The sequence below is a fragment of the Lentiprolixibacter sp. genome (assembly GCF_982873095.1).
Map to the genome: position 1 here is coordinate 1 of NZ_CEYNTP010000159.1, position 6,697 is coordinate 6,697.

The following is a 6,697-nucleotide window of genomic DNA, read 5'->3' on the forward strand; positions in this document are numbered from 1 at the left end:
ATGCCCGAGAAGGTTTACCTGTCCCAGCTTGTGGTGTTCAATGTAGTATCTCAGGTCCTCTGCTAAAAACTCGTAATTGAAATCTTCTGACCAGAAGCTTTTACCGTGGTTGCGCTGATCGATCAAATGTACCTGATAGCCATTATTGGCATACTGGGATCCCAGTGTTTTCCAGTTGTCAGACATGCCCAGGAATCCATGCAGGATAAGTAGCGGTTCCCCTTCTCCCAGGATTATTGAGTGCAGCAGTTCCATTATTTCAATCGGTGCAGGTACATATTAACGACATTTTCCAGGCCGAGATAAAGGGATTCGCAGATCAGGGCATGGCCTATGGATACTTCGAGCAGGTGGGGGACTTCCTGTTTAAAAAAGGCGATGTTGTCCAGGTTAAGGTCGTGCCCGACATTTACCCCAAGCCCTAATTCATGGGCTTTCTCCGCAGCTCTAACAAAAGGCACAACACCCTTTTTGTTGCCTGCCGAAAAATCCCTGGCATATTGTTCGGTATACAATTCTATGCGATCCGTCCCGGTATGTGCTGCTCCTTCAACCATATGTTCATTGGGGTCTACAAAAATTGAGGTCCGTATATCCAAAGCCTTGAATTCGCTGATCACTTCCTTCAGAAAGTTCTTGTGGGCATGGGTGTCCCAGCCTGCATTGGAGGTTATGGCATCCTCAGCATCAGGCACCAGGGTCACCTGGGTAGGCCGGATGCCTGAAACCAGGTCGATAAACTTAGGTATGGGGTTGCCTTCTATATTGTATTCCGTTGTAACCACCTCTTTGAGGTCGAGCGCATCCTGATAGCGAATATGGCGTTCGTCTGGTCTGGGGTGTACCGTTATTCCCTGTCCCCCGAATTCCTGTATATCTCGTGCCACCTGGAGTACGTTGGGCATGTTCCCTCCGCGTGAATTTCGCAAAGTGGCAATTTTATTAATGTTTACACTTAATTTTGTCATTTCGGAACGGCCTTATTTTTTGGGTTCACAAAAATACAAATAAGGCACACCTTTTGATGCTTAAAATTAGTAATTTGCAACCGTTAGATAAGTTATGCACCTTCAATCGCACATAATCAACACCTTACCGGTTTTCAATCTTCAGGACTCCATGTCCGAAGTCATTGAATTCTTCCAGCATACCACCTTCTCACATGTGGCCATTGTGGAAGACCGTCGTTTTATTGGGGTCCTTTCTGAAACGGACCTGGAATCTTTTGAACAGGTGAAGCGTGTGGAAGACTATCGATATGAGCTGGAGGCTTTTTTTGCCCGGAAGGAAACTTCCTGGCTGGATGCCCTTGAGCTTTTCGCGCGTAATGAAGCCAATTTAATTCCGGTACTGGATGAAAATGAGCAGATGCTGGGGTATTTTGACCTAAACGACATTGTGGCCGAGTTTATAGATACACCCTTTTTTATTGAGCCAGGGGTTATCCTGGTAGTGGCCAAGGGCATAAAGGATTACTCCTTTAGCGAGATTTCACAGATCGTGGAAAGCAATAATGCCAGGTTGCTGGGGGCCATCATTACGGAAACCCGCAATGATATTGTACAGGTTACGCTGAAAATCACTTCAGAAAATAGCAATGAGGTTATTCAGACCTTCAGGCGTTATAACTACAGTATTCTCTTTGGAAATGATGAGGATCAGTTCCTGGAAGACCTCAAAAGACGCTCCGATTACCTGGATAAATACTTAAATGTCTGAGAGGCATGAAAGTCGCCATTTACGGTCAGGTTTACCAGGAAGATACCCTGGATCATGTACAGGAACTACTCGATGAACTCCAGAAAACAAAGGCCGTTGTCTTGTTTGAAAAACAATTCTTCGAGTTGCTGGGTGGGCACCGAGGCCTTGGCAGCTATGCTACATTTACCCATGAAGAGGGTCTGGACCGTTCCTTTGACCTTTTTGTAAGTTTTGGGGGAGATGGCACCATTCTAAGGGCCATAACCTATATCCGGGACCTGGGTATCCCTATCGTTGGGGTGAATACGGGCCGCCTGGGGTTTTTATCCACATTTAAGAAAGAAGAAGTACGCCGGGTTATAACCGAGTTTAATGCCGGCGCCTACCACATCGTTGAGAGAAGCCTTGTTGCGGTGTTCTCAGAATCCGATATTCCGGAATTCGGGGATATGAATTTTGCCTTGAATGAAGTGTCTGTAAGCCGTAAGGACACGACCTCCATGATCACCATTGCCACTTATTTAAATGGGGAGTACCTTACTTCATACTGGGCAGATGGTTTAATTATAGCCACTCCTACAGGATCAACCGGTTATTCCCTGAGTTGCGGCGGACCTGTGATAACCCCAACGGCACAGTCCCTGGTGATCACCCCCATCGCACCCCATAACCTCAATGCCCGTCCCCTGGTCATCTCAGACGATACCGAGATCCGTTTAAAGGTATCCGGGCGGGAGGAGCATCACCTGTTATCCCTGGATTCCAGGCTGGCCACTATAGAAAATGGCAGGGAACTTACCATTAGAAAAGCCCGGTTTAACATCAGGATGGTGGAATACACTTCAGAAAGTTTCCTCAAAACCATTCGCAATAAATTGCTCTGGGGGGAGGACCGCCGGAATTGACCCTTCTTGAAACAATAAATACACCCAATTCCTGTTTTACATTGGAGAACCTAGTTATGGGGAAAGCTAAAGGAATGCAATATCCCATTTTAAAGTTATTGGCAAATTGATGCGGGGAATAATTTTGGCAGTAATGGTCCTGTTTTTTACCACAGGATTTGCACAGACCTATGAGATCGGCTTGTTTGGTGGAGGCGCCAATGCCATAGGGGATGTAGGGCGAATGAACTACATTGCCCCTACAGGTATTGCCTTTGGTGGAATTGCCAAATGGAACAAAAGCAAGCGCTACGCATGGAGGGGCAGTCTGCTTTACGGTCAGTTTTCCTTTGACGATAATAAGTCAGACATCGCCTCCCGAAACCAGAGGGGGTATTCCTTCAGGAACTCAGTGAAGGAAGTTTCTGCCGGACTCGAATTCCATTTTTGGGAATACAACCTTCATAAGTTAGGTCCGGCTATGACTCCTTATTTATATACCGGACTTTCCTATTTTCGCTATAATTATCACTACTTTGACGCGGGTCAGCTACAGACCCTGGACCAGGAAGATGGTTCCCTGGCCATACCAATGACGCTAGGAATTAAGGCTAGGATAAATCAATTCCTTATTTTTGGAGCAGAAATTGGAGCAAGGTATACGTTTACGGACAACCTGGACGGCAGTAACCCGGAAGGTACGAACTTTGAACAGTTCCGCTTCGGGAACATTTTTAGTGACGACTGGTACGTTTTTTCAGGGATTACCGTAACTTATACATTCGGCAGGAAACCCTGCACAGATTGCTTCGAGTAGTACGCCAATGAACACTATTGAAGATTTAAAAAGCGAAAATCTTCCCAAACACCTGGCCATAATCATGGATGGCAATGGCAGATGGGCCAAGCAACGTGGCAAATTGCGCGTTTTTGGGCATGAAAACGGGGTAAAAGCCGTGAGAAGAACTGTGGAAAACTGTGCCAAAGCCGGGATAGATTACCTTACCCTGTATGCGTTTTCAACGGAGAACTGGAAAAGGCCCAAGCTGGAAGTAGATACCCTGATGCGGTTATTAGTTTCCACCCTCAAAAAAGAACTGTCTACCCTCAACAAGAACAACATCCGTCTCAATGCCATTGGCAATATTGAAACCCTGCCTGCCAAAGTTTACGAGGAACTTCTGGAGGTTAAGGCAAAAACAAAATCAAATTCGGGGATGACCCTTACCCTTGCACTTAGCTACGGGTCCAGGGAAGAACTTAAACAGGCGGTACGCAGTTTAGCGACCAAAGTTAAAAATAACATAATTTCCCCCGAAAATATTGATGAAACCGTTATAAATAGTCATCTTTACACGCATGATTTACCAGATGTAGACTTGCTAATCCGGACAAGCGGGGAACGCCGGATCAGCAATTTTTTGCTTTGGCAGATAGCATACGCAGAACTGTATTTTGTAGATGTCTTCTGGCCAGATTTTAGCGAGGAACATTTGGTAGAGGCTATTTTGAATTACCAGAACAGAGAACGGAGGTTTGGAAAGATCAGCGAACAACTTAACTAGGGATATGGGAAAATTAATATCCCGAAATCTCTTCTATTACATTCTAATCTTTTTTTCGAGTTTTACAGCCTTAGGCCAGGACATTTCATATGACCAGGGTAAGGAATATATCCTTGGCGGGCTTAAGGTGACCGGGCTGGAAAGCTATAACGAACAAACGGTCAAAACATACACCGGACTCAGGGAGGGCTCTCCCATCACCGTACCCGGGGATGAGATTAGTGCGGTCATTAAAAAATTATGGAGCCTTGAGCTGTTCAGTGATATTAAATTCTACATTACAGATATACAGGGAGAAGAGATATTCCTAGAGCTCTTCATTAAGGAAAGACCTACCCTTTCCAAGGTCACCATTTATGGGGTTAAAAAACGAAAGGTACAGGGTATTATCGACGACACGGACCTCAAAAAAGGCAAGAAAATTACGGAGAGCTTAATTGCCAATACCAAGAATTACCTGCAGAACAAATATCGTAAACAGGGATACCTCAATGCTAAGGTAGCAATTGCCACTGCGAGGGATACCTCAGAAACCAACGCCCAAAGCATGGTGATCAATGTAAAGAAGGGCGACAAGGTGAAGATCAAGAAGATCATTTTTGAGGGGAACGAAAAGATCTCGGCTTCCAAGCTTCGGAAAGCCATGAAAAATACTAAGGTAAAGCGGCCTGGGAGGTTCTGGAAGAAATCAAAATTTATACAGGCAGATTACAGGGAAGACCTTTCGAGCCTTATTGATAAATACGCTGAAAACGGATACAGAGATGCGCGGGTCATGATGGATACCGTGGAAACCGTCAATGAAAACAATATCAATATCCGGATCGCGGTCGAGGAAGGGAACAAGTACTACTTTGGAGATATCGACTTTGTTGGAAATTCGGTGTATACAGACAGGGTGTTAAATCAGGTATTGGGCATCAAAAAAGGGGATACCTACAATGGGGTACTCCTGCGAGAGCGCATAGCCGATGACACCAACCCGGATGCTGCAGATGTGACCAACCTCTACCAGAACAACGGCTACCTGTTCTCCCAGATCAATCCGATAGAAGTATCCGCCCAGAATGACACCATTAATTTTGAGATCCGGATCATAGAAGGGAAGGAAACCTTCCTGGACCATGTGACCGTAAGCGGAAATGACAAGACCAACGACCATGTGATCTTCAGGGAACTCAGGACCCGGCCCGGGCAGCGGTACAGCAAGGAAAATATCATCCGAAGTGTTAGGGAATTAGGGCAGTTGGGCTTTTTTGATGCTGAACAGATCAAACCAGACATCCTTAACCCCAATCCCAATGAAGGAACTGTTGACCTTGCCTACAACCTGGTGGAATCTGGTTCCAGTCAGATAGAGTTGCAGGGTGGCTACGGGGGCGGAGGCTTCATCGGGACCCTCGGACTTTCCTTTAATAACTTTTCGATACAAAATTTATTCAACGGGGAAGCGTACAAGCCAGTGCCCATGGGAGATGGGCAAACTTTTGCACTTCGCCTGCAGGCCAGTAGGACTTTCAGGGTCTACAGCCTCAACTTTTCTGAGCCCTGGCTGGGTGGGAAGAAACCCGTTCGTTTCAACCTTTCCCTTTCACGGACCCAACAGTTCCTGGCTTCTTTTAGTGGCAGTGGGCGGGTACAGGTAAACAAAAACCAGCAGTTCTCCATTACCGGGGTATCGTTGGGGCTGGCAAAAAGGGTGCAATGGCCGGATGATTATTTTACCGTATCCCATGCCCTGAGCTACCAGTTGTATAATTTTGAGAATTACCGTACGGGGCTCTTTAATTTTGGTAATGGACAATCCAACTCCCTGGCCTATACTTTTGGCTTATCCAGAAGTTCTGCCGGGCCAGGCAGGATCTATCCGATGACCGGTTCTATTTTTGAGGTTACCGCCAAATTTACACCCCCGTATTCCCTTTTTAGCGATAAGGATTTTGCCTCCCTGAAGGCGCGTAGCGAGGAACTCAATGAACTGAGGACCCAAAGGGCACTGCTAGGGCAGACGCTAACTGACCAGGAGCGCACGGAACTGGAACAGGTAGACCAGGAACGCTTCCGCTGGTTGGAGTACTACAAGATCAAGTTTAAGGGCGACTGGTATACCCCCGTTTGGGGTAAGCTTGTCCTCCGCACCAATGCCGAATTCGGTTTCCTGGGGAATTACAACAGCGACGTGGGAAAAGTACCATTTGAGCGGTTTTTCCTTGGAGGAGATGGTTTGGGAAGGAACTTTACCCTGGATGGACGGGAAGTGATACAGTTACGCGGTTATGACAATAATTCCCTGACCCCGGTTGACCCGCTAACGGGTCAGCAGGAAGGAGGGATTGTCTACAATAAATACTCTATGGAGCTTCGGTACCCCCTTACTTTGAAACCCACAGCGTCTATTTACGGACTTGCTTTCCTGGAAGCGGGGAACTCCTTCAACAATTTTCAGGAGTTTCGACCGTTTGAGTTAAAAAGATCTGCCGGAGTGGGGCTACGAATATTCATGCCGGCCTTTGGTCTTTTGGGGATCGATTTCGGATACGGCTTTGA

The 6,697-nt window shown here is 46.4% G+C and carries 7 protein-coding genes; 5 read left to right on the forward strand and 2 right to left on the reverse strand.

The annotated features are described in order from the left end of the window. Both AC4E7D_RS09965 and AC4E7D_RS09970 read right to left on the reverse strand, forming a co-directional pair. On the reverse strand, nt 1–255 hold a 255-nt coding region (locus AC4E7D_RS09965), incomplete at its 3' end, for an alpha/beta fold hydrolase (RefSeq protein ID WP_490173650.1). Then, the gene (locus AC4E7D_RS09970; RefSeq protein WP_490173651.1) at nt 255–968 is read right to left on the reverse strand and encodes a pyridoxine 5'-phosphate synthase; all 714 of its coding nucleotides are present in this window, start codon (nt 966–968) and stop codon (nt 255–257) included. The genes AC4E7D_RS09965 and AC4E7D_RS09970, both read right to left, overlap by 1 nt. A 94-nt stretch (nt 969–1,062) precedes the next feature. Here AC4E7D_RS09970 and AC4E7D_RS09975 point away from each other — a divergent pair, with 94 nt between their 5' ends. The 5 genes from AC4E7D_RS09975 to AC4E7D_RS09995 all read left to right on the forward strand — a co-directional run. Further along, nucleotides 1,063–1,719, forward strand: coding sequence for a CBS domain-containing protein (locus tag AC4E7D_RS09975; RefSeq protein WP_490173652.1), 657 nt, complete (start codon nt 1,063–1,065; stop codon nt 1,717–1,719). Between the two features lie 5 nt (nt 1,720–1,724). Beyond that, on the forward strand, nt 1,725–2,606 hold the full coding sequence (locus tag AC4E7D_RS09980) for an NAD kinase (RefSeq protein WP_490173653.1): 882 nt from the start codon (nt 1,725–1,727) through the stop codon (nt 2,604–2,606). A 109-nt stretch (nt 2,607–2,715) separates the two neighbouring features. Further along, on the forward strand, nt 2,716–3,402 hold the full coding sequence (gene porG / locus AC4E7D_RS09985) for a type IX secretion system protein PorG (protein ID WP_490173654.1): 687 nt from the start codon (nt 2,716–2,718) through the stop codon (nt 3,400–3,402). Nucleotides 3,403–3,409: 7 nt separating this feature from the next. Then, nucleotides 3,410–4,150: an undecaprenyl pyrophosphate synthase gene (gene uppS, locus AC4E7D_RS09990; protein ID WP_490173655.1), complete on the forward strand. Its 741-nt coding sequence runs from the start codon at nt 3,410–3,412 to the stop codon at nt 4,148–4,150. A 4-nt stretch (nt 4,151–4,154) separates the two neighbouring features. Further along, on the forward strand, nt 4,155–6,697 hold a 2,543-nt coding region (locus tag AC4E7D_RS09995; protein WP_490173656.1), incomplete at its 3' end, for a BamA/OMP85 family outer membrane protein.